Source organism: Saccharothrix sp. BKS2, assembly GCF_047689505.1.
In the GTDB taxonomy this organism is placed as follows: domain Bacteria; phylum Actinomycetota; class Actinomycetes; order Mycobacteriales; family Pseudonocardiaceae; genus Actinosynnema; species Actinosynnema lopnurensis.
This window is the reverse complement of record NZ_JAUQOL010000006.1, coordinates 176101-200258: the sequence shown is the minus strand read 5'-3', so window position 1 is coordinate 200258 and position 24158 is coordinate 176101. Positions and strand designations below refer to the sequence as shown.

25 protein-coding genes and 1 pseudogene are annotated in these 24158 nt (G+C 73.0%); 10 read left to right on the top strand and 16 right to left on the bottom strand.

The window, feature by feature from the left end; translation table 11 throughout:
* Positions 1-12: 12 nt before the first annotated feature.
* Entirely contained in the window at positions 13-504 is a 492-nt protein-coding gene (locus Q5530_RS14475) for a hypothetical protein (protein WP_415362690.1), read from the bottom strand.
* A gap of 131 nt (positions 505-635) precedes the next feature.
* On the opposite strand from Q5530_RS14475, the pseudogene Q5530_RS14470 reads away from it, so the two are divergent.
* Positions 636-1226, top strand: a pseudogene (locus Q5530_RS14470) (TetR/AcrR family transcriptional regulator); the annotation flags it as partial.
* Between the two features lie 241 nt (positions 1227-1467).
* A complete protein-coding gene (locus tag Q5530_RS14465; protein ID WP_415362688.1) occupies positions 1468-2400 on the top strand; it encodes an LLM class F420-dependent oxidoreductase in 933 nt (310 codons plus the stop codon).
* A gap of 78 nt (positions 2401-2478) precedes the next feature.
* On the opposite strand, the gene Q5530_RS14460 is transcribed toward Q5530_RS14465, so the two are convergent.
* The 7 genes from Q5530_RS14460 to lpdA form a co-directional block, all read right to left on the bottom strand.
* Positions 2479-3006: an ArsR/SmtB family transcription factor gene (locus tag Q5530_RS14460; RefSeq protein WP_415362686.1), complete on the bottom strand. Its 528-nt coding sequence runs from the start codon at positions 3004-3006 to the stop codon at positions 2479-2481.
* Position 3007: 1 nt separating this feature from the next.
* Positions 3008-4027, bottom strand: coding sequence for a serine hydrolase (locus Q5530_RS14455; RefSeq protein ID WP_415362685.1), 1020 nt, complete (start codon positions 4025-4027; stop codon positions 3008-3010).
* A gap of 205 nt (positions 4028-4232) precedes the next feature.
* A complete protein-coding gene (lipB, locus tag Q5530_RS14450; protein WP_415362684.1) occupies positions 4233-4976 on the bottom strand; it encodes a lipoyl(octanoyl) transferase LipB in 744 nt (247 codons plus the stop codon).
* A complete protein-coding gene (locus tag Q5530_RS14445) occupies positions 4973-5632 on the bottom strand; it encodes a phosphatase PAP2 family protein (protein WP_415362683.1) in 660 nt (219 codons plus the stop codon). The genes lipB and Q5530_RS14445 overlap by 4 nt, the downstream gene beginning before the upstream one ends.
* A 41-nt stretch (positions 5633-5673) precedes the next feature.
* Positions 5674-6570: a TIGR01777 family oxidoreductase gene (locus Q5530_RS14440; RefSeq protein WP_415362682.1), complete on the bottom strand. Its 897-nt coding sequence runs from the start codon at positions 6568-6570 to the stop codon at positions 5674-5676.
* 521 nt (positions 6571-7091) lie between these two features.
* A complete protein-coding gene (gene sucB / locus Q5530_RS14435) occupies positions 7092-8837 on the bottom strand; it encodes a 2-oxoglutarate dehydrogenase, E2 component, dihydrolipoamide succinyltransferase (protein ID WP_415362680.1) in 1746 nt (581 codons plus the stop codon).
* A gap of 54 nt (positions 8838-8891) precedes the next feature.
* A complete protein-coding gene (lpdA, locus tag Q5530_RS14430; RefSeq protein WP_380636183.1) occupies positions 8892-10262 on the bottom strand; it encodes a dihydrolipoyl dehydrogenase in 1371 nt (456 codons plus the stop codon).
* 175 nt (positions 10263-10437) lie between these two features.
* Between lpdA and Q5530_RS14425 the strand changes: the two genes are divergently transcribed.
* Positions 10438-10758, top strand: a complete 321-nt coding sequence (locus Q5530_RS14425; RefSeq protein ID WP_380636185.1) for an oxidoreductase — start codon at positions 10438-10440, stop codon at positions 10756-10758.
* Positions 10759-10800: 42 nt separating this feature from the next.
* Here the strand turns inward: Q5530_RS14425 and Q5530_RS14420 are convergent, their stop codons facing one another.
* Positions 10801-12297, bottom strand: coding sequence for a leucyl aminopeptidase (locus Q5530_RS14420; protein ID WP_415362679.1), 1497 nt, complete (start codon positions 12295-12297; stop codon positions 10801-10803).
* 194 nt (positions 12298-12491) lie between these two features.
* Between Q5530_RS14420 and Q5530_RS14415 the strand changes: the two genes are divergently transcribed.
* Positions 12492-13697: an amino acid permease gene (locus tag Q5530_RS14415; RefSeq protein ID WP_415362678.1), complete on the top strand. Its 1206-nt coding sequence runs from the start codon at positions 12492-12494 to the stop codon at positions 13695-13697.
* A gap of 75 nt (positions 13698-13772) precedes the next feature.
* Positions 13773-14876 (top strand): branched-chain amino acid aminotransferase, encoded by a 1104-nt coding sequence (locus Q5530_RS14410; RefSeq protein ID WP_415362677.1) that lies wholly within the window; start codon positions 13773-13775, stop codon positions 14874-14876.
* Here the strand turns inward: Q5530_RS14410 and Q5530_RS14405 are convergent.
* The 3 genes from Q5530_RS14405 to cobU all read right to left on the bottom strand — a co-directional run bounded on the left by Q5530_RS14405 (position 14869) and on the right by cobU (position 17277).
* A complete protein-coding gene (locus Q5530_RS14405) occupies positions 14869-15579 on the bottom strand; it encodes an adenosylcobinamide-GDP ribazoletransferase (protein ID WP_415362676.1) in 711 nt (236 codons plus the stop codon). The two genes, Q5530_RS14410 and Q5530_RS14405, sit on opposite strands and share 8 nt — an antisense overlap.
* A 106-nt stretch (positions 15580-15685) precedes the next feature.
* Positions 15686-16723, bottom strand: coding sequence for a nicotinate-nucleotide--dimethylbenzimidazole phosphoribosyltransferase (cobT, locus tag Q5530_RS14400; protein WP_380636191.1), 1038 nt, complete (start codon positions 16721-16723; stop codon positions 15686-15688).
* Positions 16720-17277, bottom strand: coding sequence for a bifunctional adenosylcobinamide kinase/adenosylcobinamide-phosphate guanylyltransferase (gene cobU / locus Q5530_RS14395; protein ID WP_415362675.1), 558 nt, complete (start codon positions 17275-17277; stop codon positions 16720-16722). The genes cobT and cobU overlap by 4 nt, the downstream gene beginning before the upstream one ends.
* A 77-nt stretch (positions 17278-17354) precedes the next feature.
* Between cobU and Q5530_RS14390 the strand changes: the two genes are divergently transcribed.
* Positions 17355-17555: a hypothetical protein gene (locus tag Q5530_RS14390; RefSeq protein WP_380636194.1), complete on the top strand. Its 201-nt coding sequence runs from the start codon at positions 17355-17357 to the stop codon at positions 17553-17555.
* A 7-nt stretch (positions 17556-17562) separates the two neighbouring features.
* On the opposite strand, the gene Q5530_RS14385 is transcribed toward Q5530_RS14390, so the two are convergent.
* Positions 17563-18120, bottom strand: a complete 558-nt coding sequence (locus Q5530_RS14385; RefSeq protein ID WP_415362674.1) for a hypothetical protein — start codon at positions 18118-18120, stop codon at positions 17563-17565.
* A 316-nt stretch (positions 18121-18436) separates the two neighbouring features.
* Here Q5530_RS14385 and Q5530_RS14380 point away from each other — a divergent pair, with 316 nt between their 5' ends.
* Together Q5530_RS14380 and Q5530_RS14375 are read left to right on the top strand one after the other, a co-directional pair.
* Complete coding sequence (locus tag Q5530_RS14380; protein ID WP_415362673.1) at positions 18437-19639, top strand: helix-turn-helix domain-containing protein; 1203 nt, start codon at positions 18437-18439, stop codon at positions 19637-19639.
* Positions 19640-19724: 85 nt separating this feature from the next.
* Positions 19725-20216: an XRE family transcriptional regulator gene (locus Q5530_RS14375; protein ID WP_415362672.1), complete on the top strand. Its 492-nt coding sequence runs from the start codon at positions 19725-19727 to the stop codon at positions 20214-20216.
* A 230-nt stretch (positions 20217-20446) separates the two neighbouring features.
* Here the strand turns inward: Q5530_RS14375 and Q5530_RS14370 are convergent, their stop codons facing one another.
* Together Q5530_RS14370 and Q5530_RS14365 are read right to left on the bottom strand one after the other, a co-directional pair.
* Positions 20447-21433 carry an aldo/keto reductase family protein gene (locus Q5530_RS14370; RefSeq protein WP_415362671.1) on the bottom strand — a complete coding sequence of 329 codons (987 nt, stop codon included), beginning with the start codon at positions 21431-21433 and terminating at the stop codon, positions 20447-20449.
* A 195-nt stretch (positions 21434-21628) separates the two neighbouring features.
* The gene (locus Q5530_RS14365; RefSeq protein WP_380636201.1) at positions 21629-22270 is read right to left on the bottom strand and encodes a DUF3043 domain-containing protein; all 642 of its coding nucleotides are present in this window, start codon (positions 22268-22270) and stop codon (positions 21629-21631) included.
* 42 nt (positions 22271-22312) lie between these two features.
* Here Q5530_RS14365 and Q5530_RS14360 point away from each other — a divergent pair, with 42 nt between their 5' ends.
* Complete coding sequence (locus Q5530_RS14360) at positions 22313-23329, top strand: glycerate kinase (RefSeq protein ID WP_415362670.1); 1017 nt, start codon at positions 22313-22315, stop codon at positions 23327-23329.
* Between the two features lie 87 nt (positions 23330-23416).
* Entirely contained in the window at positions 23417-23788 is a 372-nt protein-coding gene (locus Q5530_RS14355; RefSeq protein ID WP_380636206.1) for a HesB/IscA family protein, read from the top strand.
* 85 nt (positions 23789-23873) lie between these two features.
* Here Q5530_RS14355 and Q5530_RS14350 read toward each other — a convergent pair whose 3' ends face one another.
* A complete protein-coding gene (locus Q5530_RS14350) occupies positions 23874-24044 on the bottom strand; it encodes a hypothetical protein (protein ID WP_415362669.1) in 171 nt (56 codons plus the stop codon).
* Positions 24045-24158 lie beyond the last annotated feature (114 nt).

Below are 24158 nucleotides of genomic sequence, written 5' to 3'. Positions count from 1 at the left end.
CACCTACCCGCGTCAGGCGCTCTTGGCGAACCGGCGGGAGCGGCCGGGGGTGACGGCGGTCGGGGGCGCGGAGCGGATCAGCCGGGTGAACGCCGCGCCGACGCGGGCGATCTCGTCGGCCGGCTCGGACAGCTCGGCCAGGCCCGCGGTCAGCGCCACCACGCGGTGCTCGCGCTCGACGGCGTCGGTGGCCTCGACCGACCCGGCGGCCGCGGCGGCGGCCAGGTGGGCGTCGAGCACGGCGCGCAGCACCGGCTGCTCGGCGGCCAGCGCGCGCCACGTGCGGGTGACGATCTCCACCCGGTCGTCGGTCTCGCTCTCCAGGGCCACCCCGAGGCGGCCGGTGAGCGCCCGCATCCACCGGTAGTGCAGGGCCAGGAGCAGTTCGCCCTCGTCGGCGAACAGCTCGCGGTCGGGGGCCAGGGGCGCCGAGGGGTCGCCGGCGGCCTCGCGGAGCACGGCGTCCAGGGCGTCGCGGCGTCGGTAGAAGTCGGTCCAGCTCATCTCACGCCTCCTCGCTCGTGGTGATCGCGGTCATACCTGGGGTCTTCCACATACCGCCGGTATGCCCGATGCGTTGAACATACCACGGGTACGTACCGTCGGTATGTCGTACGGTTGTGAACGTGGTGACAGTGCGGTCGAGGCGGTTGGAGTACTCGGAGTCGACGAGGAAGGCGCTCGTGGACTCCGCGGTGGAGCTGTTCACCAAGCGCGGTTACGCGGGCACCTCGCTGGACGAGGTGACCAAGCGGGCGCGGCTGACCAAAGGTGCGCTCTACCACCACTTCAGCGGCAAGCAGGCCCTGTTCGAGGCCGCCTTCGACGCGGTGGAGAACGACTTCATGCTCAAGCTCACCGAGATCGTCAGCGCGCCCGGCGAGCCGTGGGACACCGCCATCGCGGGCCTGCGCGCGTACGTGCGGGTGTGCCTGGAGCCCCGCTACCAGCGGATCGTCATCCACGAGGCGCCGGTGGTGATGGGCTGGGAGCGGTGGCGCGAGGCCGAGGAGCACTTCAGCTACGGGTTGCTGCGCTCCACGATCGAGGTGCTGGTGGAGTCCGGGGAGCTGGAGCAGCTGCCGGTGGAGACCATGACCCGGCTGCTGTTCGGCGCGCTGTCGGCGGGCGCGAGCACGATCGCGGGCGCGGCCGATCCGCGCAAGGCCGGCGCGGAGGTCGAGCGGACCATCGTCCGGGTGGTGGAGGGGCTGCGGGTGCGCGAGGACCTGCCGCGGGAGCGGGATGGCTCGCGGGACGGCTCTCGGGACGGTTCGCGGGATGGCTCTCGGGACGGGGAGGGTGCCCGGGAGGGTTCTTCCCGGCGTGAGGGGAAGCGCTCGCGGCGGCGCTGATCGGGGCTGACCGGGGCCGATCGGTGTGGCCCGGGTGGTGGGCCGCGTTCGCCGGTGCCGACCGGGGCGGCCGGATCGCGGACGCGCCGCTGTGCCGATTAGCGTAAGAGCGGTGGAACTCCGCATCTTCACCGAGCCCCAGCAGGGGGCTTCCTACGACGACCTGCTGGCCGTGGCGCGCACCGCCGAGGCCGCCGGCTACGACGCGTTCTTCCGCTCCGACCACTACCTGAAGATGGGCGACGGCGACGGCCTGCCCGGCCCGACCGACGCCTGGATCACCCTCGCCGGCCTCGCCCGGGACACCTCGTCCATCCGGCTGGGCACGCTGATGACCGCCGCCACCTTCCGCCACCCCGGCCCGCTGGCCATCAGCGTGGCGCAGGTCGACCGGATGTCGGGCGGCCGGGTCGAGTTCGGCCTCGGCGCGGGCTGGTACGAGGAGGAGCACACCGCCTACGGCCTGCCGTTCCCGTCCACCGGCGAGCGCTTCGACCGGTACGCCGAGCAGTTGGAGGTCATCACCGGCCTGTGGCGCACGCCGGTGGGGGAGACCTACTCGTTCCAGGGCGAGCACTACCGGCTCACCGACTCGCCGGCGCTGCCCAAGCCCGCGGGCCGCATCCCGGTGCTCATCGGCGGCACGGGGCCCAAGCGCACGCCCGCGCTGGCGGCGAAGTACGCCGACGAGTTCAACCTGCCGTTCGTCGACGCGGACAAGGCGGTCGAGCAGTTCGGGCGCGTCGAGGCCGCGTGCGCGGCCATCGGGCGGGACCCGGTGGAGATCACCCGCTCCGCCGCGCTGGTGGTGTGCGTGGGCCGCGACGACGCCGAGGTGGCGCGCCGGGCGGCCGCCATCGGCCGCGAGGTCGACGAGCTGCGGGAGAACGGCCTGGCCGGCACGCCCGCCGAGGTCGTGGACAGGCTGGGCACGTGGCGGGAGCGGACCGGGATCACCCGCGCCTACCTCCAGGTGCTGGACCTGGCCGACCTCGACCACGTCGAGTTCATCGCGGCCGAGGTGGCGCCCGCGCTGCGCGGCTGAGGTGTTGCGGGTGGGATTGCGGCCGGGGTTCCGGGTGAGGTCACGACCGGGGTTCCGGGTGGGCTTGCGGCCGGTGGGTCAGCCGCGCAGCTGACCGGCCACGTCGGCGGCGGCGGTGAGCAGGACGAGCACGGGGATCGCGGCCGAGGGCCGCAGGCGGTAGCTCCCGCGCTTGTCCTGCTCCACCACGCCGGACCCGGTCAGCGCCTTGAGGTGGTGGTACAGCTGGCCGGTCGACCCGAGCCGGGCCGCCTCCTGGAGCGCGGCGGCCGGTTGCGCGCCCTGCCCGAGCAGGGTGCGCACGATCTCCACGCGGGCCGGGTGGGCCAGCGCGGACAGCACCTCGACGCGGGGGCGGTCGGCCAGCGACAGCGCGTGCTCGGGCGTCACGTCGATCCGCCAGGACACCTGGCCGTCGCCGAGCGCCACCTGGCCGCCGTAGCCGAACGCGCCGCCGTCGTCGGTGGTGCCGTCGTCGGTGGTGGTGCTGCCGCGGGTGCCGCCGTGGGGTGCGGGCAGCTCGGCGGGGGCGCGCTCGTCGCCCTCCAGGGCGGCTACGCGCCGCTCCAGCTCCGCCAGCCGCTGCACCAGGTCCACCGCTGCCATCCTAGGAGAGGGCCGCCTGGAATTCCCGCAGCACGCCGGGCTCCAGCAGGGCCCGTCGGACCAGGTGCACCAGGTCGGCCGCACGGGCGAACTCCTGCTCGTCGACCTCCTCGGTCAGCACCGCCGCGCTGCCGACCCGCCCGTCCTCCCAGCGCACGCTCATGCCCACGGTGACGATGCCGGGCAGCGACCCGCCCTTGAAGCCGATCCCGGCCACGCCCGGCGGCAGGTCGCCGCCCAGGGCCTGCTCCAGGTACCCCCGGGCCAGGTCGACGTCGGACAGCGACCGGTGCGCCCGGCGCAGCCCGGCGGCCGTGCCCGCCCACGTCGTCCGGGCCCACGGCCGCTGGCCCTCGTAGGTGGCGGGCAGGTCGGGGAACCTGCCGATCACCTCCAGTTGGAGCTGCGGGTCCCGCAGGTACCGCTCGACGCTCACCGGGCGGCCCAGGACCAGCCGCAGCACGTCGCCCAGGAGCTCGGGCACCGGGGCGCCCGGCCAGCCGTGCCGGGCGGCCGCCGAGCGCAGCACGCGCTCGCCCAGCCGGTACCGCAGGAGGTCGGTGGCGGCGTTGTCGCTGTACCGGATCATCGACGTGACCAGGTCGTCCAGCGTGACGCGGTGCTGCGGGTCGTCGGCGGTGACCCCGTTGGAGGACGGGATGCCCAGGGCGCGCAGGGACGCCTGGTGGGCACCACCGTCGAGGCCGAGGTAGTACTGCTCCCAGTCGCCGACGCGGACCCGGTCGTCCGGGTTCGCCGCGCCGGTCGCCACGGCTTTCGCGTACCCGGCCAGGTGCACCACCTTCACGGCGGAGGCCAGCGGTTGGGGTTCGAACGCCCGGTGCGCGACCCGGCCGCCCCGGCCGTCGTCCACGGCGACGGCGACGTGGCGGCGGTGGGCGCGGAACCAGGACAGCCAGTCGTCCGGTCGGGCCTGTGCCCGGGCGGGGGCGGTGGGCAGGAGCGCGGAGGCGCCTGCCACGCCGCACGCGCAGAGCAGGTGTCGTCGGGTCAGGAGCACGACGATTCTCCCCTCTGTTGGTCCGTAATTCCGGAATACTAGAGGGGAGGGGTGCGTCGTGTCAGCTGTAGGGTTTCGGCGGTGGCTCGTTGAGCTGTTCGCCGACCCGCTCGCCGAACGGGTCGGCGAGTCGTTCGGCGAGTCGTTCGGCGGGCGGCTGGGAGGGTGGCGCCGGGGGCGGCCTCGCGGGGTCGCGGGGGTTGTTTCAGCTGGTGCGGACCGCGAAGGTGACGCCGGCGGCCACCGGGTCGCGGCGCGTCAGCGTGCGGTCGGTCAGCGGCAGGTCGCCGTTCAGGGCGTCGATCACGGCCCGCCGGGCCAGCGGCAGCACCTCGGCCACCGTGACGTCCCGGTCCAGCTCGTGCGACAGCGAGGCCACGCCGGCGTCGCGGATGCCGCACGGGATGATGTCGGCGAACGCGGCCAGGTCGGCGTTGCAGTTGATCTCGAAACCGTGCAGGGTCACGCCGCGCTGCACCCGGATGCCGATGGCCGCGACCTTGCGCTCGCCGCCCCGGTCGTCGGCGGGCAGCCACACGCCGCTGCGGCCCTCCACGCGGCCCGTGCGCACGCCCAGCTGGTCGCAGACGTGGATCAGGGCCTGCTCCAGGCGGCGCACGTACTGCACGACGTCCAGCGGCTCGGCCAGGCCGATGATCGGGTAGCCGACCAGCTGGCCGGGACCGTGCCAGGTGATCTTGCCGCCGCGGTCGACGTCGATGACCGGGACGTCGCCGCCCGTGGGGCGCTCCTCGGGCTCGGTGCGCCGCCCGCAGGTGTAGACGGACGGGTGCTCCAGCAGCAGCAGCGTGTCGCCGGTGGTGCCGGCGGCGCGCGCCTCGGCGAGCTCGCGTTGCAGGTCCCAGGCGGCCAGGTAGTCGATGGTGCCCAGCTCGCGCACCTCGACCTGGTCGGAGGAGGCGCGGCAGGAGGGGTCAGGACTGCTCACGTCTCGACCCTACGCCCAGCGGCGGTCGCGGCGGCACCGGCCGGAGGTGGGGGCAGCAGCCGCAGCACGTGGGCCGTGACCAGCCCCGTCCCGACCACGGCGAGCACCGCGCCCGCGGTGTCGGTGAACCAGTGCATCTCCAGCACCACCCGGCTGGCGGCGGTCAGCGCCACCGCCGTGGCGGCGAGGGCGACCGCGTGCCGGAGGTGGCGGCGGGCGAGCCTGACCACCAGCACCACGCCGGTGAAGGCGACCGCGGTGACGGCGGTGACGTGCCCGCTCGGGTAGGCCCACTTCGGGTACTCGATCGGGCGGACGCGCTCGTAGCCGTAGCGGGCGAGGACGGTCGACCAGGACACGGCCAGCAGCACGGCGGCGCGCAGCACGAGCCCGTCCCGGGACAGGAGGGCGCGCAGGGCCAGGGAGGCGACCGCGATCGTCGCCAGGCCGGGGCTGAGCACGAAGCTGATCACGGTGGCGGCGTGGGTGAAGGCCGGGCCCAGGTCGGCGGCCGCCAGGTGCAGGTCCCGGTCCAGCGCGGGCACCTCGCGGCGCACCGACAGGCCCAGGACCAGCGAGGCCAGCGCCAGCGCGAGACCGATCAGGACCGCGATCACGGCCGGGTGCCGGTGGGTTCGGTCATCGGATTCGTCCACCTGCCTGCTGTGCTGCGTGTTTGTGTGGCTGTGCTGTCCGCCTAGTTGCCCACCTGCTTGTGGGCGGCCGTTGCCACGGCGCCGCCCAGGGCGGGGTGCAGGAACTGGAAGCCGTGCTGTTCGAGGACGCGGGGCACGGCGCGCTGGCCGGCCAGGAGGCCCTCCTCGGCGAGTTGGCCGAGGGCGAGCTTGAGCGCGAACGGCGGGGCCACCCAGGGGGCGGGGCGGTTCAGCGCGTGCCCGAGGGTGCGGGTGAACTCGGCGTTGGTGACGGGGCTGGGCGCGGTGAGGTTCACCGGGCCCCGGACGTCGTGCTCCACCACGAACCTGATCCCCGCGATCGCGTCGTCCAGCGAGATCCACGGCATGTACTGGCGGCCGTTGCCCAGGCGGCCGCCCAGGAAGAGGGAGAACAGCGGCCTGATGCGGCCGAACAGGCCGCCGGAGGGGCTGATCACCAGGCCGGTGCGGAGGGTGGCGACGCGGGCGGCGTTCTCGGCCGGTGCGGTGGCGGCCTCCCAGCGGCGGCACAGGTCGGCGAGGAAGCCGGTGCCGGAGGGGGTCGTCTCGTCGACCAGCTCGTCCCCGGTGTCGCCGTAGTAGCCCACGGCGCTGGAGTTCACGAGGGCGGGGACGCCGTGCTCGGCCACCGCGGCGGCCAGGACCTCGGTGGGCACGGTGCGGCTGTCCAGGAGGACCTGCTTGCGGGCGTCGTTCCAGCGCTTGTCGGCCACGCCCGCGCCGCAGAGGTTGACCACCGCGTCGACGCCGTCGAAGGTGCCCGGGTCGATGCGCCCGGCGGGCGGGTCCCAGCCGCGCTCGTCCGGGGCCGCGGGAGGTCGGCGGACCAGCCGCAGCACCTCGTGCCCGGCGCCGCGCAAGGCGGCCACCAGGCTGGTGCCGATCAGACCCGAGGAACCCGCCACCACGACACGCATGGGTTGATCGTCTCTCAGTGTCCGCCCGGTTGCACAGCGGGTCGGGTGTCACCCGCGCCACGCCCGCCCGTCCCCCGGTCCCGGGAGCGCTCCCACCCGCGAGTCGTACGTTCAGACCTCACGAGTCGTACGTTCAGGTCGGGCGTGTCGTACGTTCAGGACTCCCGAGTTGCACGTTCAGGACCACCGTGTCGAACGTTCAGGGCTGGTGAGTTCTGCGTTCGTGTGGTTCACGGGCTGAAGGGACAAGAGCGGAAAGACAAGAGCGGTCGCTCGCCGCTGGGCAGGCCGCCGGGGGGGAAGGGCGTCCGCTCGTGTCCTCCCGTATGGCCTGCCTGAGGCAACCACCCTTGTCAAGGGGTCCGCGAAGGGCGTGCGGACCCCTTGACAAGCGCGGTAGGGCTGCGCCCAGGCCATACGGGAGGACACGAACTCGGGGAGGGTGTGCGCTGGCGCGGGGGTGGTGACAAGGCCAGAGGCCGCCCCCTGGTGTGGGGGCGGCCTCCGGGTGTGTTGTGGTGTCAGAGACCGAGGTCGGCCTCGAAGGCGCCTTCTTCCAGGCGGTTCTTGACGGTGGTGAGGAAGCGGCCGGCGTCGGCTCCGTCCACCAGGCGGTGGTCGTAGGTCAGCGCCAGGTAGGTCATGGAGCGGATGGCGATGGTGTCGTCGCCGCTCTCGTCGGTGATCACGACGGGGCGCTTCTTCACCACGCCGACGCCCAGGATGCCGACCTGCGGCTGCTGGATGATCGGGGTGTCGAACAGGGCGCCGTTGCTGCCCAGGTTGGTCAGCGAGAAGGTGCCGCCGGTGAGCTCGTCCGGCGTCAACTTGTTCGCGCGCGCCCGCGAGGCGAGGTCGCCGATCTTGTGCGACAGGCCCGCCAGGTTGAGGTCGCCCGCGTTGGCGATGACCGCGTTCAGCAGGCCCCGCTCGGTGTCGATCGCGATGCCCAGGTGCTCGGCGCCGTGGTAGACGACCTCCTTCTTCTCCTCGTCGATGGAGGCGTTCAGCACCGGGTGCTGCTTGAGCGCCTCCACCGCCGCCTTGGCGAAGAACGGCAGGAACGTGAGCTTGGCGCCCTCGCGCTGCTCGAACGCGGCCTTGGCCCGGTTGCGCAGCCGGGCGATCTTGGTGACGTCCACCTCGAACACCTGGGTGAGCTGCGCCGAGACCTGGAGCGACTCGCGGGTGCGCTGGGCCACGATCTGCCGCAGGCGGGGCAGCTTCTGCGCGGTGCCGCGCTTGCCGCTGGTGTCGGGGGCCGGGGTGGCGACGCGCTGCGCCGGGGCGGACGCGGCCGGTGCCTGGGCCTTCTGGGGGGCGGGCTCGGGGGCCTTCTTGGCCTCGACGGCGGCCAGCACGTCCTGCTTGCGGATGCGGCCGCCGACGCCGGTGCCCTTCAGCGAGGCCAGGTCGATGTCGTGCTCCGAGGCCAGCTTGCGCACCAGCGGCGTCACGTACGGGGCGCCGTTGGCCGACTCCTCCTGCTTCGGCTCCTGCTGGGCGGGGGCCTTCTCCTGCTCGGGGGCCTTCTCCTGCTCCTGCCGGGGGGCGGGGGGCTGGGGGGCCTGCTGCTGGGGAGCCGCCTCCTGCTGCTTCGGCTCCTCCCGCTTCGGCTCGGGCTCGGGGGTCTCGGCGGCGGGGGAGCCCGAGCCGATCACCGCGAGCTGCCCGCCGACCTCGACGGTCTCGTCCTCGCCGGCGCTGATCTCCAGCAGGGTGCCGGCCACCGGGGAGGGGATCTCGGTGTCGACCTTGTCGGTGGACACCTCCAGCAGCGGCTCGTCGATCTCGACGGAGTCGCCGACGGACTTCAGCCAGCGGGTCACGGTGCCCTCGGTGACGCTCTCGCCCAGGGCGGGCATGGTCACCGGGGTGCCGTCGGAGGAACCGCCGGACTGCTTCGGGGCCTCCTCCTGCCGGGGGGCCTCTTCCGGCTCGGGCTCCGGGGTGGACTGCGGCTCCGGCTGGGCCTCCTCGGCGGGCGCGGCGCCGCCGCCGGAGGTCGAGTCGTCGGAACCGGTGTCCGAGCCGTCGCCGATGACGGCCAGCTCGGCGCCGACCTCGACGGTCTCGTCCTCCTGGGCGACGATCTTCTGGAGCACGCCCGCCGCCGGGGAGGGGATCTCGGTGTCGACCTTGTCGGTGGACACCTCCAGCAACGGCTCGTCGACCTCGACGCGGTCACCCTCCTGCTTCAACCAGCGGGTGACCGTGCCCTCGGTGACGCTCTCGCCGAGTGCGGGCATTTGGACGGAGAAGGCCATCGTTCGCTGACTCCTCGTGCGTGGGTCGAAGTTCGGCTGACTGGGGTGCGACGGTCAGCCGTGCACGTGCAGCGGCTTGCCGGCCAAGGCGAGGAAGGCTTCGCCGAGGGCTTCAGTCTGGGTCGGGTGGGCGTGGATCAACGGCGCCACGTCCTCGGGGTACGCCTCCCAGCTGTAGATCAGCTGGGCTTCACCGATCAGCTCGCCGACCCGCTCGCCGACCATGGTGACACCGACCACCGGGCCATCGGGCGCCTTCACGAGCTTGACGCCACCGGCGGTCTTCAGGATCTGGCTCTTGCCGTTGCCCGCGAGGTCGTAGACGAACGTCTCCGCGGAGCCGTACTTCTCCTTGGCGGCGGCCTCGGTCAGGCCCACCGAGGCGACCTCGGGCTTGCAGTAGGTGACGCGTGGGATGCCCGCCTCGTCGATGACCTTGGGGTTCTGCCCGGCGATCTCCTCGGCGACGAAGATGCCCTGCTGGAAGCCGCGGTGCGCGAGCTGGAGGCCGCGCACGATGTCGCCGACCGCGTAGACGCCGTCCAGGCTGGTCTTCAGGCGCTCGTCGGTGACGACGAAGCCGCGCTCGATCGCGACGCCGGCCTCCTCGTAGCCGTGGCCCGCGGTGTTGGGGCCGCGACCGACGGCGACCAGCAGCAGGTCCGCCTCCAGCACGTCGCCGGACTCCAGGGTGACCGAGACGCCCGAGTCGTTCTGGGTGGCGCCGGTGAACTTCACGCCGGTCTTGAACTTGATGCCGCGGCGGCGGAACGCGCGCTCCAGCTGCTTGGACGCGTACTCGTCCTCGGCCGGGACCAGGCGGGGCAGCGCCTCGACGATGGTGACGTCGGCGCCGAAGGAGGACCACACGCTGGCGAACTCGACGCCGATGACGCCGCCGCCGAGCACCACGACCTTCTCGGGCACGAAGTCGAGGTTCAGGGCCTGGTCACTCGTGATGACCCGGCCGCCGATCTCCAGGCCGGGCAGGCTGCGGGCGTAGGACCCGGTCGCCAGCACGACGTTCTTGCCCGTGTAGCGCTTGCCGTCGACCTCGACGGTCCGGTCGCCGACGAACGTGCCGGCGCCCTCGACCAGGGTGACCTTGTTGGCCTTGGCCAGGCCCTGGAGACCCTTGTAGAGGCGGCTGACCACACCGTCCTTGTAGGAGTTCACGCCCGCGACGTCGATGCCCTCCAGCGAGGACTTCACCCCGAACTGGTCACCCTCGCGGGCGTTGTCCGCGACCTCCGCCGCGTGCAGCAGCGCCTTGGTCGGGATGCAGCCGCGGTGCAGGCAGGTGCCCCCCAGCTTGTCCTTCTCGACCAGGATGACGGACAGGCCGAGCTCCGCAGCGCGGAACGCGCAGGCGTAGCCGCCCGAGCCGCCACCGAGGATCACGAGGTCGGCGGAGGTGTCGGTCACGGGATCTCCCTGGAGAGCTTGATGCCTTACTCCGCGCGGGTGCGCGCGTGTGCTGGCCATCTTGTCACTACGGTGCCGACAACGGCGACGCGGTGTCCTGTTCGGAGGACTTGCCCCCGGCTTCACCTCCGCGCCGGCACGATGGTGGGAGGGAACGCCGTCAGGAGGTGGCCGGGTGGGTCTTTTCGACCGTTTTCGCAGGAAGCAGCGTCCTGGCGTGCTGCGGGCAGCCACGTCCACCGACACCACCCACATGGAGCAGTGGGCTTCGTCACGCCGGGGCGTGGAGGCGTACGTCGAGCCGAAGACGACCGTGACCGAGACCACGGTAGTGCTGGTGGCCCACGACGGCGAGTGGACGCGCCGGCGCATCGACGGCGAGGACGGCGCGCGGCGGTTGGCGAAGAAGCTGAAGATCCCGATCTACGACGCGGGCATCGTCGGCTACCCCAAGCGGATGCGCGAGTACTCGCGGCGCAAGGAGAACCGGGGCTGAGCGCGACCGGCCGGCGGTCGGTAGCCGGCCGGTCGCGGTCGGTCAGCCGTTCGCGGCGATGTCCGCCAGCACCGCGGCGAGGGTGCGCACCGGCACGCCCGTGCCGCCCTTGGTGGTGTAGCCGTACGGGCCGCCGGTGTGGAACGACGGCCCGGCCACGTCGATGTGCGCCCAGGTCACGCCCTCGGCCACGAACTCGCGCAGGAAGATCCCGGCGGTCAGCATCCCGCCGAACCGGTGCCCGGCCACGTTCGCCAGGTCGGCCACCCGCGACTCCAGGTCGGCGCGCAGCTCCTCCGGCAGCGGCATGGCCCACGCCTGCTCGCCCACCGCGCGGCCCAGCGCGGCCACCCGGTCGCGGAACTCCTCGGTGCCCATCACGCCCGCGGTCCGCTTGCCCAGCGACACGACCTGGGCGCCGGTCAGCGTGGAGGTCTCGATCAGGTAGTCCGGCCCCTCCTCGCAGGCCCGCGCGATCGCGTCGGACAGGATGAGCCTGCCCTCGGCGTCGGTGTTGAGCACCTCGACGGTCTTGCCGCCGTACATGGTCAGCACGTCACCGGGCCGGTAGGCGGTGCCGGACGGCATGTTCTCCGCCATCGGCGCCCACGCGGTGACCTCCAGCGGGAACTTCAGCTTCGCGGCCAGCACCACGGTGGCGATCACGGCCGCCGCGCCGCCCATGTCCGAGGTCATCTCGTCCATGCCCGGCGCGGGCTTGATCGAGATGCCGCCGGTGTCGAAGGTGATGCCCTTGCCGACCAGCGCGACCTTCTTGGTCGCCTTCGGGCCGCGGTAGGTGACGCGGACCAGGCGCGGCGGGCGGCTCGACCCGCCGCCGACGCCGAGGATGCCGCCGAAGCCCTGCTTGCGCAGCGCCTTCTCGTCCAGCACCTCGACCTCCAGGCCCTCGGTCCGGGCCAGCGCGGCGGCGCGCTCGGCGAACGAGGCCGGGAACAGGTCGTTCGGCGGGGTGTTGACCAGGTCGCGAGTGGCGGTCACGGCCTCGGCGATCGCGGTGGACGCCTTGACCGTCGCCCGGTGCGCCCGGACGGGGCCCTGGGCGGGCGCGACGAGGTCCACCCGCGCGACCGGGGCGTCGCCCTTGTCGGACTTGTAGGCGGTGAACGAGTACGCGCCGAGCACGGTGCCCTCGACGGCCGGGCCGAGGTGCAGCGCGGACAGCGCGGTCACGGCGCGCTTCTTGCCGGCCAGGGCCCGCGCCGCCGCGCCGGACGCGCGGCGCACCTGGTCCTCGGTGACGGAGCCGTCGGCGGCCGGCTTGCCCAGCCCCGCCGCGACCACCACGGGTGCGGCGATCCGGCCGAGCGTCGGCAGCGTCACGACCTCGTCCTGCCTGCCGGTCGCGCCCAGGGCGACCAGCACGCCGAGCACGCCGCCGTCGAACGCGGCGTCGACCGCCTCCGCACCGCCGGCCAGGACGAGCCCCTCCGGGCCCTGGATGGTGCCCACCACGACGGCGTCGACGTCGGTGGTGCTCAGATCACTGTCGGTGATGACGAGTTTGGGGGCGGTCACTGCGGCTCCTCGACGGTCCTCCCGGCACTTCCTGGTCGTGCGTCGGGATGCGGAATAGATCGAGTCGAATGCTAAGGGGCTCGTTCCTGCACTTGGCGGCCGCACCTTCGATAGCAACGAGTAACAATTAACACGTTCGGGGGTAAACCGCACGAGGGTTAGCCGTCACCTGATCCGTATGTCACCGTGTACCGGTGACAATCACGCCCCGTGCCGGGGCCGTGGTGCTCGCCCTCGGCGCGACCCTGGGGGTCGGCGTGCTCGCGGGGTTCGCCCCCGCCGCGGCCGCGGCGGGCCCCTGGTTCCCCGTGGCCCTGGTCCTCGCCGCGGTCACCGCGCTGTGCTGCGCGTTCTCCACCGCCGACCAGCACCGCGCCTACCCGGACGCACCCGGCGGCTACGCCTACATCCGCAACCAGCTCGGCCCGTGGCCCGCGCGCATCGGCGCGAGCGCCCACCTGGTCGGCCGGGCCGGGGTGGCCGCCGCGCTGGCCGGCGCGTTCGGCGCCTACGTCGTCCCCGACCACCGGGTCGCCGCGGCGGTCGGCCTGCTCGTGGTGACCGCGGCGCTCGGCGCGTCGGGCTTCCGCTGGCGCACCGGCCCGAGCGTGGCCGCCGCCGCGGTGGTGCTCGGCACGCTCGCGCTGGTGGTCCTGGTGTGCTTCGCGGTCGCCCCGCCGGCGAACCCGGTCGGGACCACCGGCGGCCCGGGGTTCGAGGGCCTGATGAGCGCCGGTTCCCTGCTGTTCGTGCTGTTCACCGGGTTCGAGCGGATCACCGCGCCGCTGCCGGGCGACCGGGTGTTCTCCGACCGCGTGCTGCGCTTCGCCGTCCCGGCGGTGGTGGTGGTCGTGCTGGTGGTGTCCGTCGCCGTGGGCGCGGCGCTGCTGCACCAGCTCGGCCCGGCGCGGCTGGCGCTCTCGCCCGCGCCGCTGCGGGACGCCCTGGTCGCCGCCGACGGCCGCGCGCTGCTGCCCGTGCTCGCCGTGGGCGCCACCGTGGCCGCGGTGTCCTCGCTGTTCTTCGTGCTCGGCTCGGCCCGCCGCACGCTCGTCGGCCTGGTCGAGACCGGCGACCTGCCGCCGGTGCGCGCGAGCTGGCCGCTGGAGGTGGTGGGCGTGGCGTCGGCCGTGCTCGGCGTGGTCGCGCTGACGCCGGCCACCGCGCTCGCGGTCGGCGCGTGCGGCACGGCGTTCTACTACGGCTTCACGAACGCCTCGGCGCGCGTGCTGCTCCAGGAGGACCGGACGTGGCCCATGCGCACCGCGTGCCTGGGCCTCGGGCTGTCGGTGCTGCTGGCGATGAGCGCGCCGACGGAGGCGCTGTTCGTCACCGGCGCGGCCCTCGCGCTGGGTACCGGCGCGATTGCGTTGGGTCGGGTCCGGCAGGCCGTCCGGTAGCCCGACCGGATGGTCGGACGTCCGAGCGTCGGGACGGCGATTTTCCGATGTCCACGGGGCGGCTACTGTGCTGCCATGACGACAGCGTTGCCTTTTACCCGGACCCCCAACCCGCAGCCGGCGACCCCGGAACGCGTGGCGGAGGTACTCGCGAAGCCGGGCTTCGGGCAGCACTTCACCGACCACATGGTGACGATCCGCTGGAACCGCGAACAGGGCTGGCACGACGCGGCGGTCGAGCCCTACCACTCGCTGGAGCTGGACCCGGCGGCCATGGTGCTGCACTACGGCCAGGCGATCTTCGAAGGGCTCAAGGCGTACCGCCGGCCCGACGGCTCGGTCGCCTCCTTCCGCCCTCAGGCGAACGCCGAGCGCTTCCGCGCCTCGGCCCGCCGCATGGCGATGCCCGAACTGCCCGACGAGCTGTTCCTCGGCTCGCTCCGGGAACTGCTGGCCGTGGACGAGCGCTGGGTGCCCGCCTCCGGCGGCGAGGAGTCGCTGTACCTGCGGCCCTACCTGTTCGCCACCGAGAAGGGCCTGGGCGTGCGGCCGTCGGGGGAGTACCTCTACGTGCTCATCGCCTCGCCCGCCGGCTCGTACTTCACCGGTGGCCTGAAGCCGGTCACGGTGTGGCTCTCGACCGAGTACGTCCGCGCGGCCCCCGGCGGCACCGGCGCGGCCAAGTTCGCGGGCAACTACGCGGCGTCCCTGGTGGCGCAGGCGCAGGCCGCCTCGGAGGGCTGCGACCAGGTCGTGTGGCTGGACGCGGTGGAGCGCCGGTGGGTCGAGGAGATGGGCGGGATGAACCTGTTCTTCGTCCTCGGCTCCGGTGACGACGCGCGCGTGGTGACGCCGGAGCTGACCGGCTCGCTGCTGCCGGGCATCACCCGAGACTCGCTGCTCCGGCTCGCGCGGGACTTCGGCCACGGCGTCGAGGAGCGCCGGATCTCCACCGAGGAGTGGGAGAAGAAGGCGGAGTCCGGCGAGCTGACCGAGGTGTTCGCCTGCGGCACGGCCGCGGTGATCACGCCGGTCGGGCACGTCAAGCACGCGGACGGCGAGTTCTCGATCTCCGGCGGCCGCACCGGCGAGGTGTCGATGAAGCTGCGCCGGCACCTGACCGGCATCCAGCAGGGCCTGGTCGAGGACCCGCACGGCTGGATGACGAAGATCAACTGAGCGGCTGGAGGGCGCAGACCGCCAGCACCACCAGCGTGGCGGTCTCGCAGGCCGCGCCGAGCACGTCGCCGGTGATCCCGCCGAAGCGCCTGCGCGTGTGCCTGATCAGCAGCAGCACGAGCCCGGCCGCGAGCACGACCGCGGCCGGGCCGCGCCACGGGTGGACGAGGAACCCGCCCACCGCCAGCGCGACCCACCACCCGGCGGCCACCCACCACGGCTGGGAGCCGGCCACCAGCGCGCCCAGCCCCTCGGGCCGGGCCGCCGGGACACCGCGCAGGCAGCACAGCGCGAAGGCGGCCCGCCCGGCGGTCACCGCGAGCACCACCGCGCCCCACCCGACCACCGGCAGGGCGGCGGCCTCCGCGCCCAGCACCACGACCAGCGCGACCACGGCGAACGGCCCCGCGCCGCCGTCGCGCATGACGGCCAGCGCCCGCTCGGGCGGCCCGTAGCAGCCCAGCCCGTCGGCGGTGTCCGCGAGCCCGTCGAGGTGCATCCCGCGGGTGGCCAGCGCGAGGAAGCCGACCACGAGGAAGCCGCCGAGCAGGCCCGGCAGCACGGCCAGCAGGCCCGCGGCGACCGCGCCGAGCAGGAGGCCCACCAGGGGGGCGAGGGCGATGGCCCGGCGGGCGGCCCGCGCGTCGACCTCGCCGACGACGCGGACGGGCAGCACGGTGAGCAGCGACAGCGCCAGGCGCATCAGGCCGGCCTCGGGGTGGGTGCCGCCACGCTCGTGCCGCGCGTGCCGCTCGTGCCGCTCGTGCCGCTCGTGCCGCGCGTCGTGCTCGTCGTGCCCGTCCTGTTCGTCACGCCGGCCCGGAGATGCCCGCGCTGTCGAAGGTCGCCATCTCGGCCAGCACCCGGGTGGCCATCACCACCAGCGGCAGCGCGGCCACCGCGCCCGAACCCTCGCCCAGCCGCATGTCGAACTCCAGCAGCGGTTCCAGGCCCAGGTGGTTGAGCGCCAGCGCGTGCGCGGGCTCCGCCGACAGGTGTCCGGCCACCCACCACTCGCGGGCCCCCGGCGCCAGCTCCTCCGCGACCACGGCCGCCGCGCCGGTCACCACGCCGTCCAGCACCACGGGCGTCTTCCGCACCGCCGCCTGGGCCAGGAAGCCCGCCATCGCGGCGATGTCCGCGCCCGAGGACCTGCCCAGCAGCGCCACCGGGTCGTTGATCACCGGCCGGGCGCGGCGCAGCGCGTCCCGGATCGCGGCGGTCTTGCGCATCCAGCCCCGGTCGTCGACCCCGGTGCCCCGGCCGACCACGGCCACCGGCTCCGACCCGGTCAGCGCGGCGATCAGCACCGCCGCCGGCGTCGTGTTGCCGATGCCCATGTCACCGGCGATGAGCAGGTCCGCGCCGCCGTCGACCTCGTCGTCCACCAGCTTGCGGCCGACCTCGACCGCGCGTTCGGCCTCCTCGGGGGTCAGCGCGTCCTCGCGGTCGATCGACCCGGAGCCGCGCCGCACCTTCTCGTCGCCGACGGCGGTGTCGGAGTCCACCGCCACGTCGACCACGCGCACGGTCGCGCCCGCCACGTTGGCCAGCACGTTCACCGCCGCGCCGCCGGCCAGGAAGTTGGCCACCATCTGCCCGGTGACCTCGCTCGGGTAGGCGGACACGCCGTGCCGCGCCACCCCGTGGTCACCGGCGAACACCACCACGCGGGGCCGGGTGAACGGCCGCGGCGGGCACTCGCCCTGGCAGGCCGCCACCCAGGCGCCCAGCTCCTCCAGCCTGCCCAGCGAGCCCACGGGCTTGGTCAGCACCGCGTGGCGGCTCACCGCCTGGCGGCGCGCGTTTCCGCTGGGCGGCTCGACGGGCGGGAACTCGATGGTCACCGACTACCTCCGGCTTCGCGCAAGTGCAGGGGGATCCCGGCGACGACCAGCAGCACCTCGTCGCACACCTCGGCCAGCCGCGCGTTGAGCGAGCCGAGCTGATCGCGGAAGAGCCTGCCAGAGCGGGTCCCGGGCACGACGCCGAGGCCGACCTCGGCGGAGACGAGGACCAGCCGGCTGCGCGTGCGCCCGACCGCGCGCACCAGCTCGGCGCACCCCGCCTCGGCCCGCGCCAGGCCGCGGCCCTCCCACGCGTCGGCGTCGTCCAGCACGCCGGTGAGCCAGGTGGCCAGGTCGTCGACCAGGATCGGCGGGTCGTCCGGGGTGGTGGCGGTGAGCAGCGCGGGCAGGTCGCCGGGCGCGGGCGCCTCCACCGTGGTCCAAGTGAGCGGTCTGCGGGCGACGTGCCGGGCGATCCGCTCCTCCCAGTCGGCGTCGTCGGGGTAGCGGCGGGCGGTGGCGACGTAGGTCACCACCGCGTCGGTGAGCAGCCCCTCGGCGTGGGCCGACTTGCCCGACCGCGCACCGCCCAGGACCAGTGTCCGACGCGTCACACCACACCCCATCCGCTCGGCGAGGCCATAGCCTGACCGGGAACGTTACCCGCAGGGCATCCGGGGAGGAGGTCGTTGTGGAGTACCGGTGGCGGTACCAGGACGTGGAGGGCCGGGAGGTCGACGGCCCGGTCGCGGCGTTCGCCGACCAGGGCGAGGCCGAGGAGTGGTTCGGCGAGGTGTGGCAGGAGTTGCGGGAGGCCGGCGTGGCGCAGGTGACGCTGCTGCGGGCCGAGTCGGAGGTCTACGGGCCGATGTCCCTGGCGCCGGCGGAGTAGGTCTTCCTCAGGCTTTCGGGACCGTGCAGTGGTGGAGTGTGCGCACGAGTTTCGAGGCCAGGGTCCAGCGGATGGCCGGGTCGGTGAACGACGTGGTGCCGTGGTCGACGGGGGTGGGGCCGGTTCGGTAGCGGAAGCCCTCTACGCCGTAGGTCGGGTGTTCGCGTGCGCGGATGACGAGGTGGCCCTCCGCGCGCAGGGCGGGGCAGACGCGGACCGACAGGCTCAGGCAGGGTCGGCAGATCGGTGGTTCGGCGACGAGCATCCCCTCGGGCCAGTCCGGCCAGTGGCGGGTGCGGTTGGGGATGAGCCAGAGGACGCCGTGGTCGTCCTGGTCGGCAGGTCCGGCGCAGACCTGGCACAGGAGTTTGCGCATGGCGCGGCGTTGGCGGTGGACGTGGATCTGCGCGAACCGGGGTGTGCCTTGGCCGGGGTTGACCGTCGCGCGGTCCCACAGGACGCCCCGGCTGTCGCGGTCGCCGAGGATCTCGTCCGCGTAGGCGATGCCGGCGCCGTTCGGGAGTTCGACCAGTCGCGGGTCCTCCGCCGTTTCCCCGCTCCACATCGCGATGTAGGGGACTTTGTTCTTTTCCGTCGTGAGCGCTGTTCGTGTTGATGGCATCGGTGTTGTCATCTTTCCGTTTCCTCCTGCATCACCACGTGCCGATGGCCCCTCTGCCTCTTTCGGCACTGTCCACACCGCCGACGCCCGGTCTCTGGGCCCTGCTCTCGACCCCGGGTCGAACTGCGATGCGTGACCGGCACGCTAGGGATGATCAAGCGCCACAAGGGCCAAGGAGGTGCCAAAAGTCGACGGTCCACGGCCGGGAGGACGTAGCCTCATGACTGGTGGCTTCCCATCGGCGAAGGGCAGGCGAGCGGTGGACAACTCGAAGGGTTTGGGCTCGCGCGTGGCCCAGGAGAGGAAGTTGAAGGGCTGGACGCAGGCCGCCCTCGCGCAGAGGGCGCATGTTTCGATCAGTCTGGTGAAGGCGGTCGAGCAGGGTCGGGCTCCGGCATCTTCCGCGTTCGTGAGCGCTTGCGCTCGCGCTTTCGGCCTGAGTGTTGCCGAATTGCTAGGTCAACCTTATCCGCGGACCAACAAAGACGAACACGACATGTACGCCTCGGTCAGCGCCATTCGCCGGGAACTGGCCGCCTACATGATCGAGCCGGTGGAGGACGTCGAAGTCAGGGAGCTGGGCGAGATATCGAAGGACGTGGCCAGGGCGTCGAGGTTGCGACACGCCGTCAGCCTCGCCGAACTGGGCGCTGAGATCCCGGGGATCATGGCGGAACTGCGGGCCGCGGTGTTCACCTCGACCGACTCGGCCCGTGAGCGTGCTTTCGGGTTGTTGGCCGAGGCCTACGCGGCCGCGGGTCAGGTGGTCTACAAGTTGGGGTACACCGATCTCGCTTCGTTGACCGTCGAACGCTACGAGTGGGCCGCCGCGCGTTCCGGCGACGAGTTGGCCGTGCTCGCGGGCGACTACCAGCGGGCCGGTGAACTCATCGGCACCGCCGACTACGCATCGGCGCTGCGGTTCCTCGAAAAGCGGCGGTCCACCATCGAGCGAGAAGTCGGCGAGAACGATGCCCCGCTGTTGTCGATGTGGGGGAGCCTGCACCTGAAATCGGCTCTCGCCGCGGCCCGCGCCGGCAACCGGGAGTTGGCGGACGACCACTTGGGCGAAGCCAGGGAGACGGCGGACCGGATCGGGCGGGACCGCGACGACTACCGCCTGTGCTTCGGGCCGACCAACGTCAACATCTGGTCGGTCGGCCTGGCCGTCGAGTTGAACGACGGCACCGAGGCGGTGAAGCGCGCGGGAACGTTCACGATTCCACGTGACGCGCCCAGGGAACGCGCGGGTCACCACTACATCGACCTGTCCCGTGGGTGGCTCATCCACGGTGACCGCGCCAAGGCGCTGGGGTCGTTGCAGACGGCGAAGAAGATCGCACCGAGTCAGACCCGCTATCACCCGATGGTGCACGAGACCGTTCGGGTGATCGCCCGACAGGAGGCACGCAGCACTGAAACGCTTCGCGGTTTCGCCGCGTGGTGCGGAATTTCCGCTTAGCGGGTATTCGCGGCGTTGGAGTGGTGGCATACGAACCGAGCGCTGGGGGATCGGCGTGCACCGACCGGACATCAACCACCCGAGGTTGAAGAAGATCGAAGGTCCCGAACACCTGCGGCACATCCGGGCGGCGGTGGAGGCCGGAGATCCGGACATCTTCGCCCAGGGACCCACGTCCAGTTCCATCGACGCGGCCGTGGCTCCGGTCGTGGGGCCGAAAGCCGTCGAGAACTTTCGGCGGTGGGCCGTCAGCGGGGAGACCTCGACACTAAGGGCCAACGCGGTGAGCATCCTGGGGTTCCTGCCCGGCCGGGAGAACGCCGATGTCGTCGTCGGTGTGCTGGACACCGATGCCGCAGTGCGGCGGCTCTGCCTGGCCTCCGAGGTCTCCCGGCTGACTCAGTGCGCCTGGGCCGTCGCCTTGGCGGTCGCGGACGACCCCACCACCGCGCCGGAACCCAGGAGGCTCGCCGCCAAGCTCGCCAAGGAGGCCGTCGACCCGAAGGATACCGAGGCGCGCTGGTGCGCGGGCTACCTGCTCCAGCGTTTGGCACCGGTTCTGGGTTCGGGGAGTTGACGCCCCGGCGGCCCCGGTGCTGTGCGGCTCGGTCGACCGCTGGAGGTGACGGGTCAGGCTGGTCCTCGTCGGTCGCGTGGGGAAGCCGGTTGTTGAACCTCCGGAAGCCCCTCGCCCGCCTGCCGGGACGTGAGCGCTGACCCACCGCGGCCGGGTCGAGGAGCGACGTGAGGCCGGTGCGGTGGGGTGCCGGCCCCCGCCCCGAGGCGCGGGGCGGGGGCCGACCGGGGTCACGGCGTGATGGTCAGGCGCGGGTCGGTCTCGACGGAGTCGCCCAGCACCTCGTCGATCTTCGCCAGCAGCTCGTCCTCCAGCTTCACGCCGGCGGCCTTCACGTTCTCGTGCACCTGCTCCGGCCGGGACGCGCCGATGATCGCGGACGCCACGTTCGGGTTCTGGAGCACCCAGGCCACCGCGAGCTGGGCCAGCGACAGCCCGGCCTCGTCGGCGAGCGGCTTGAGCTTCTGCACCTTCTCCAGCACGTCGTCCTTCATGAAGCGCGCGATGAACTTCGAGCCGGTCTCGTCGGTCGCGCGCGAGCCCTGCGGCGGCTGCTGGCCCGGCAGGTACTTGCCGGTCAGCACGCCCTGCGCGATGGGCGACCACACGATCTGGCTGATGCCCTCGCGCTCCGAGGTCGGCACCACCTGGGACTCGATGATGCGCCACAGCATCGAGTACTGCGGCTGGTTGGAGATGAACGGGATCTTCAGCTCACGGGCCAGCGCCGCGCCCCGGGCGATCTGCTCCGCGTTCCACTCGGAGACGCCGATGTAGAGCACCTTGCCCTGCCGCACCAGGTCGGCGAAGGCGAGCATGGTCTCCTCCAGCGGCACGGTCCGGTCGAACCGGTGCGCCTGGTAGAGGTCGACGTAGTCGGTCTGGAGCCGCTTGAGCGAGCCGTTGATGGACTCGGCGATGTGCTTGCGCCCCAGGCCCTTGTCGTTGAGGCCGCCGGGGCCCGTGGGCCAGAAGACCTTCGTGAAGATCTCCAACGACTCGCGGCGCTGCCCGGCCAGCGCGCGGCCCAGCACGGACTCGGCCTTGGTGTTGGCGTAGACGTCCGCGGTGTCGAAGGTGGTGATGCCCGCGTCGAGCGCGGCGTGCACGCAGGCGGTGGCCTGCTCCTCCTCGACCTGGGAACCGTGGGTGAGCCAGTTGCCGTACGAGATCTCGCTGATGTTCAGGCCACTGCGGCCGAGGCGTCGGAACTCCATGCCGACAAGTCTAATGAGGATTCGTTCGGCAAGCTAATTAACTGTTGGCGTCAGCGGGACCCCTGCCCCCGAGCCCGGTCCGGAACCTTGGACCGCACCGAGGGACCGGGCGATCCGGTGAACCGCTTGCCGGGCCGCGTCCAGGTTCCGGCTGACCAACTGCTCCGGATGCCCGCCTCGACCCCCGTGAAGACCTCAGACCTTGTCGCCCGGCCTCACGCGCGGCTTCGGCACGCGGAGGCGGCGCAGCTGGCTGGCCCGGATGAACGAGTACCAGCCGATCGACAGGCCGCGCGAGGTGTCGGTCGGGAACCTCAGCCTCACCCGCCGGGTGACCAGCCGGCCCAGCACGAAGCCCTCCACGACCATCGCGAGCAGCATGAACGTGGTCAGCAGCGTGGCGTACTGCTGGATCGCGGGTGACGGCACGAGCAGCGCGACGAACACCAGGATCGCCAGCGGCATGAACAGGCCCATGAGGTTGCGGCGCGAGTCGACCACGTCCCGGATGTACGCCTTCACCGGGCCGCGGTCGCGCGGCAGGAGGTACTTGTCCTCGCCGGCCATCATGCGCTGACGGCGCTCGACGGCCGCGGCGCGGCGCTCCTCCTTCGACACCTTGCTCCCGCTCCCGCGCGACCGCTTGAACGCCTCGCGCTGCGTGCGGGGCGGCGGCGGCACCGGGCCGCGCCGCTTGCCCTCGGCCTCGCGGCGCTTGGGCGTGGGCCGACCCTTTCCGGGCGTGCGCCCGGGGTCCGCGGCGGTCACCTCCGGGGCGATGTCCTCGGTGGTGGCGGTCTCAGCGGCTTCGTCGGCGTTGCGGCGCAGGAACCTCACCTCACCAGAGTAGGAGATGCCCGGATCAGTACTGTTCGCGAGGTGCGAGTTGTGATTGCGCCCGACTGCTTCGGCGGCACGCTGACCGCCCGCCAGGTCGCCGACGCCGTGGCCGCGGGCTGGCGCCGCACCGCGCCCGACGACGAGCTGCACCTGCGGCCGCTGGCCGACGGCGGCCCCGGCTTCGTGGACGTGCTGCACGCCGCGCTCGGCGGCGTCGTGCGCGTGACCACCGTCACCGGCCCGCTGGGCGACCCCGTGGAGGCCCGGTGGCTGGAGCACGGGGACACCGCCTACCTGGAGTCCGCCCAGGCGTGCGGCCTGCACCTCATCCCACCCGACCGGCGACCGGGCGGCGCCGAGACCGCCACCACCCGGGGCGTCGGCGAGCTGCTCAACGCCGCGCGGGAGGCGCGCACCGTCGTGGTCGGCCTCGGCGGCTCGGGCACCACGGACGGCGGTGAGGGGATGCGCGCCACCGCCGGCCCCGTCACCGCCCGGCTGGTGGCCGCCTCGGACGTGGAGAACCCGCTGCTCGGCCCGCACGGCTCGGCCCGCACGTTCGGTCCGCAGAAGGGCGCGTCACCCGAGGCGGTGGAGCGCCTGGAGGCCCGGCTCGCGGCCATGGCGGAGCTGGCGGACGTGCGCGACCGGCCCGGCGCGGGCGCCGCCGGCGGCCTCGGCGCGGCGCTGATGGCGCTGGGCGCGACCACCGTGTCCGGCGCGGGCCTGGTCCGCGAGCTGACCAGGCTCGACGCGGCGCTGGAGCACGCCGACCTGGTGGTCACGGGGGAGGGGAGCTTCGACTGGCAGTCGCTGCGCGGCAAGCTCGTCACCGCCGTGGCCCGGGGCGCGGCCGAGCGCGGGCTGCCGTGCGTGGTGCTCGCCGGGCAGGTGTCGGTCGGCCGGCGGGAGGCGGCGGGGGTCGGCGTCCAGGACGCCCACGCGGTCGCCGAGCACGCCGGGTCGGTCGAGCGCAGCCTGGCGGACCCGGCGGGCACCCTCGCCGACCTGGCCGCCCACGTCGCGAGGCAGTGGTCACACCGCCGCTCCACCTAGCTGTGGGACCATGGGTGACGGAACAAAGCGGGTGCTGCCCGTGTTGCCCGGGTAGAGATGCCCGCAAAGGACCTCTGAGGGAGAGCCATGTCGACCGCTCAGGACGCAACCACGACTCCGGACGCCCCGCCGACCCACGGTGTGACGCTGACCGACTCGGCGGCCGCCAAGGCCAAGGCGCTGCTCGACCAGGAGGGGCGCGACGACATGCACCTGCGCATCGCCGTCCAGCCCGGTGGCTGTGCGGGGCTGCGTTACCAGCTGTTCTTCGACGAGCGCGCGCTGGACGGCGACGCCCTGCGCGACTTCGGCGGCCTCAAGGTCGCCGTCGACCGCATGAGCGCCCCGTACGTCGAGGGTGCGGTGATCGACTTCGTGGACACGATCGAGAAGCAGGGTTTCACCATCGACAACCCGAACGCGGGCGGCTCCTGCGCCTGCGGCGACTCGTTCCACTGATCCGTCGCCGGACGCGAGAAGGCCCCCGCCTCGGCGGGGGCCTTTCGTTCGTCCAGGGGGCCCGCTCAGACGCCCCTGAGGTCCGTCAGACGTAGGCGTCCAGGTCGACGACCTGCGCGTAGTTCGCCTCGTCCACCCGCCAGGGGGCCGCGGCGCCCGGCTCGGGCGTCGTCGTCCCGGTCCCCGTCAGCTCCTCCGGGAGCGCGGTGCAGTCGTCGATCAGCTCGGCCAGGGTGTTCGCCTCAGGGATGCTCACCCGAACGACCGTATTCGTGAAAAACGCTTGACAACAGCCCTACTGGGCGGTAGTCCCCCGTCGGGCCCTGGTGCCGGTGAGAGCCCCCGGCGGCGACGGGGCCCTCACCGGGAC